The organism is Bacillus sp. JJ1474, from assembly GCF_036965225.1.
Lineage (GTDB): Bacteria > Bacillota > Bacilli > Bacillales > Cytobacillaceae > Cytobacillus.
On record NZ_JBALPC010000094.1, the window covers coordinates 1 to 3,671 of the forward strand.

9 protein-coding genes are annotated in these 3,671 nt (G+C 31.0%); 8 read left to right on the forward strand and 1 reads right to left on the reverse strand.

The features are described from left to right. Positions 1–36: 36 nt before the first annotated feature. Positions 37–1,128, forward strand: coding sequence for a hypothetical protein (locus V7164_RS13615; RefSeq protein ID WP_335354332.1), 1,092 nt, complete (start codon positions 37–39; stop codon positions 1,126–1,128). A 44-nt stretch (positions 1,129–1,172) separates the two neighbouring features. On the opposite strand, the gene V7164_RS13620 is transcribed toward V7164_RS13615, so the two are convergent. Beyond that, complete coding sequence (locus V7164_RS13620) at positions 1,173–1,382, reverse strand: helix-turn-helix transcriptional regulator (protein WP_335354333.1); 210 nt, start codon at positions 1,380–1,382, stop codon at positions 1,173–1,175. 143 nt (positions 1,383–1,525) lie between these two features. Here V7164_RS13620 and V7164_RS13625 point away from each other — a divergent pair, with 143 nt between their 5' ends. The 7 genes from V7164_RS13625 (at position 1,526) to V7164_RS13655 (ending at position 3,649) form a co-directional block, all read left to right on the forward strand. After that, complete coding sequence (locus V7164_RS13625; protein WP_335354334.1) at positions 1,526–1,723, forward strand: hypothetical protein; 198 nt, start codon at positions 1,526–1,528, stop codon at positions 1,721–1,723. Positions 1,724–1,812: 89 nt separating this feature from the next. Then, positions 1,813–2,079 carry a hypothetical protein gene (locus V7164_RS13630; RefSeq protein WP_335354335.1) on the forward strand — a complete coding sequence of 89 codons (267 nt, stop codon included), beginning with the start codon at positions 1,813–1,815 and terminating at the stop codon, positions 2,077–2,079. 4 nt (positions 2,080–2,083) lie between these two features. Continuing rightward, complete coding sequence (locus V7164_RS13635) at positions 2,084–2,335, forward strand: hypothetical protein (RefSeq protein WP_335354336.1); 252 nt, start codon at positions 2,084–2,086, stop codon at positions 2,333–2,335. Positions 2,336–2,444: 109 nt separating this feature from the next. Continuing rightward, positions 2,445–2,744, forward strand: coding sequence for a hypothetical protein (locus V7164_RS13640; protein ID WP_335354337.1), 300 nt, complete (start codon positions 2,445–2,447; stop codon positions 2,742–2,744). A gap of 262 nt (positions 2,745–3,006) precedes the next feature. Beyond that, entirely contained in the window at positions 3,007–3,189 is a 183-nt protein-coding gene (locus V7164_RS13645) for a hypothetical protein (protein ID WP_335354338.1), read from the forward strand. Then, positions 3,173–3,472, forward strand: coding sequence for a hypothetical protein (locus tag V7164_RS13650; protein WP_335354339.1), 300 nt, complete (start codon positions 3,173–3,175; stop codon positions 3,470–3,472). Before V7164_RS13645 ends, V7164_RS13650 begins: the two co-directional genes overlap by 17 nt. 9 nt (positions 3,473–3,481) lie before the next feature. After that, positions 3,482–3,649, forward strand: a complete 168-nt coding sequence (locus tag V7164_RS13655) for a hypothetical protein (RefSeq protein ID WP_335354340.1) — start codon at positions 3,482–3,484, stop codon at positions 3,647–3,649. Positions 3,650–3,671: the final 22 nt, after the last annotated feature.

A 3,671-nucleotide genomic window follows, 5' to 3' on the forward strand; every position in this document is an offset into this window, starting at 1 on the left:
TAATTATACTAAATTATATAATTGGAGGAAACAATTGTGAATCTTAAAAAGATATTTGTTTTAAGTTTTCTATGTTTGTTCATAATTATGTTTCAAACTAGTGATGCATCAGCAAAAGTAATGTGGGGGAAAACGGAACTAAAAAAGGGGCAAATTGGAAAGGTAACTATTTTAAGAGAAACACCAGTTGTTAACCTAGACGATAAAGGAAATATTTCTTCAGTAGTAAAAAGAGTGAATAAAGGTGATGAGTTTAGGGTTTATTCTTACCAAAACAAATTTGGTGGTTTATATGGTTTAGGTGGAGGATTATTTGTTCAAAAGAACGAAGCAGCAGTAAAATATGAGACTCCCTCAAAAGCAAAATTAGCTTTGTTAGAAGCTGAATCAAAGCCACAACAACCAGAGAAACCAAAGGAAAAAGTTAAAACTGATTTTGCCAAACTAAATGAAGCAATTGAAACCTTATCAATACAAATTGACAAAGGAATTTCCCAAAAGGAATATAGTACGCAAATAGAAGCATTGTTCCAATCACTTGAAAAGAATAGCAATAAATTAAGTCCTGTTGAGAATGCACTAGCACAAGGAAGAATAGTTGATTTAACTAAGAAAACAAATGTACATTTTGATTTTGTAATATACGAGTTTGGTAATGGTGAAAAATTCTTTAGTCGTAATGATGAAAAGAATACAGTTGGAAGTGTATATCCAAATAAAGAATTTGAAGGAAAACTATATCCAACATTGAGTGTGTTTGAGGAAATACTAGGAATTACGAATAATGAATATGAGGTAACTTATAAAAAAGTGTCTGGTGGATTAAATGGTGTATTATTCCCTATGTCAAGATTCTTTACTTCAGAAAAGGAGTATGTTGATATTAGCAAACTAGACTCTGACTACTATTTTGTTCACACTTTGGTAAGTAAAAAGAATGATCAAGAGTTAGTTATCAGCACAAAGGATAAAAGGTATGCAAAAGAAATGAACTATAATTATGTTGAATCACCAATATCATTAGATGAATTTATTGATTTCTTTGATTTGAATGTAACGTATAAGTACGAAAATAAAATCATGACTGTTAGATTTCTAGATATTAATGCTCCAAAAGAACGTCCGTAATTTGTTCATTCAATAATCCTTCTCAAATGAATGAGAGGGGTTTTTTATTTGTCGTTATCAATTATTTCGTAAAGATCATCTACTTTCACATTTAGCAAAACAGCTAACGCAAACAATTCAGAAACAGAGGGATAACTCTTTCCAGTACACCAGTTAGAGATTGTATTTCTAGATTTATTAAAGTGCTGTCTTATGTATTCTCTATTATATGGGGATTTATCAATTAACCATCCAATATTACTCTTTATCTTCATGTCATCACCTTAGTTAATAATTCGATAACAAAGTACTGAATCCTTTCACAATCTAATTTGTAAAATTCACAATTTAATTTGGAATAAACTGAAATTATTGGTCATACCATCTAATAAATAAGCAAACGGAGGTGGTATGACCAATGAGTAACAAGGTAGTAAAGTCAGTTTCATTCAATATTGCAAATGAGCAAGACAAAGAATGTCTGGAACATATTCAACAAGCTAATTTTAGTGGATATGTGAAGGAACTGATCATTGCGGATATACAGAAGCGAAAGGAAGCTAGACGGATTGTCCATAGGAGTACAGGGGGAGGAATTAAGATTGTTGTAGGGTAATACCATCCTCCCTCTTATAAGCAACTGTTACATTGTTACACGGTTGACACTGTCAAATGTCATGACGAATGGAAAGGGGATGTTTGTTTGTGATAGAAGGGAAGGGACTTGGAGGAAAGAAACCTAATCGAGTAAATTTATCGTTATCAAATGAGTACAATAAAAAATTAAATAGTCTAGCAGTAGCTTGTAATAAGAAACCGACTTCGCTTGCAGGATTATTGATTGAAATGTGTTTGGATAATGTAGAGCTTGTCCGACAGTTACAAGATGAATATGGTGTGTACAATGCTTACATGGTTGTTCCGGTGAAAAATAACGGTGAGATTATCTATACATTGAATGAAAGGTGCTGATGGTATGGATTGGGTAGCAGTTGGAGTTGGAATGATTGGTACAATGTTAATATTTGCATTGAAGCATAATGACGATGAAATAGAGGATGATTATGAGGAAGATGAGAGTGGTATTACCATTAATGGCAAGGGTAGATATGTGGTAATGTCTTGTCAGACTTGTAGAAAGTTGAAACGTCATCAAGAAATTGAACATGATTTGTATTCTTGTGTTAGATGTAAAAGACAAACAGATTTGCGGAGGAAGAGTGGCTGATGGCTACTCTTTTTTATACTATATGGGAACGACATTTGACCCTCCTTTCAATTAGGAAAATAAAGGATATTTACTACAAATATTGAATAGTACTTTAGGAGGGATGATAATGAATAAAGTTGCTAATGCAATAAGAGGAATTGGTGTCTTAGAAATAGTTGCTGGAATAATCATTGGTTTCTTTTTAGCAGAGGATTATTTGTTTAATTGGACAACTTTTCTTCTATGGAGTGGTGCTGGATTTGTAAGTGGAATAATGTTTATTGGTTTTGCTGAAATCATTGATCTTCTTCATAGTATAAATTCTAAAATCAAAGGAACAGATGTAGAAACAAATCAAGTCACTGATAATATAGAAGTAAATAGTAACAGTAAATCAAGTGTTTATAATTCAATCATGAAAAATTAATGGAGTTGACTTCTCAGTCGCTCTTTTTTTGTTTCATTAATTTACCATTAGATACGCAACGTTTTTCAAAAGTATAATTTGAAGTGGATATAACTAAGGAAGAGTAGTTGGGGGAGTTAAGAATAATGGTCAAGCAAAAAAAGTAATCTATTGATGATATAAAATTAGTTATTAATTACTCTAATGACCCTGATGCCCCTAGGTTAGAAGAGTTAATAATGTCTGAAGAATTTAAATCCATTGTGAGGAAGATACTCTTAAAATGAAAAAACAAAAAGAAGTAGAAATTGTTTACTCGAAATTAACTGGAAAAAGAAGACCTCCATCAAAAATAATTTGTGATGAAGAACCAAATTTAGATTTAATGGCAAAAGCGTTTATTGAATTGTACTTTGAAGTTAAATTAATAAAAAATAGAGGAAATAAAAATGGGAAATTGGACTAAGAATGATGATGAATTATTAAACAATACTGATTTTACAAAATTAAGTTGGGAAGAAATAAAAGATATGTTTTCCGACATAGGTGAAAGGCAGTTAATGAAGAAAATGCATGATGCAGGTAAGACAAAAATAAAAAAAGGGAATGTGTATTGGTATGAGAATAAACCATCATGTGTTGTTACCCATACCAATGAGCCTAATATGGAATTAATGGCAAGAGCATTTTTAAATCTTTACTATGCAACAAAAGATGATCCTATAAACACCGATGATAAAAAGAAGTAGGTGATTACCTTGTCATTAAGGAAAGATGGAAAGTCCGAAATTAAAAAGAGATATATTACAACAATAAAGAAAAAGAATTACACTATAAACATTTTCGTGAATGAGGAACTAGAGGCTGAAAAACTTTACATGGATAAATTAAGAGAAATAGCAAGAGAATTTATGAAAATAAAATAAAATTTATGTATATTTTTATTAC

Coding starts and splice junctions, on each gene's coding strand:
- V7164_RS13620 (WP_335354333.1), bottom strand. CDS start 1,382: ATGAAGATAAAGAGTAATATTGGATGGTTAATTGATAAATCCCCATAT.
- V7164_RS13625 (WP_335354334.1), top strand. CDS start 1,526: ATGAGTAACAAGGTAGTAAAGTCAGTTTCATTCAATATTGCAAATGAG.
- V7164_RS13635 (WP_335354336.1), top strand. CDS start 2,084: ATGGATTGGGTAGCAGTTGGAGTTGGAATGATTGGTACAATGTTAATA.
- V7164_RS13640 (WP_335354337.1), top strand. CDS start 2,445: ATGAATAAAGTTGCTAATGCAATAAGAGGAATTGGTGTCTTAGAAATA.
- V7164_RS13645 (WP_335354338.1), top strand. CDS start 3,007: ATGAAAAAACAAAAAGAAGTAGAAATTGTTTACTCGAAATTAACTGGA.
- V7164_RS13650 (WP_335354339.1), top strand. CDS start 3,173: ATGGGAAATTGGACTAAGAATGATGATGAATTATTAAACAATACTGAT.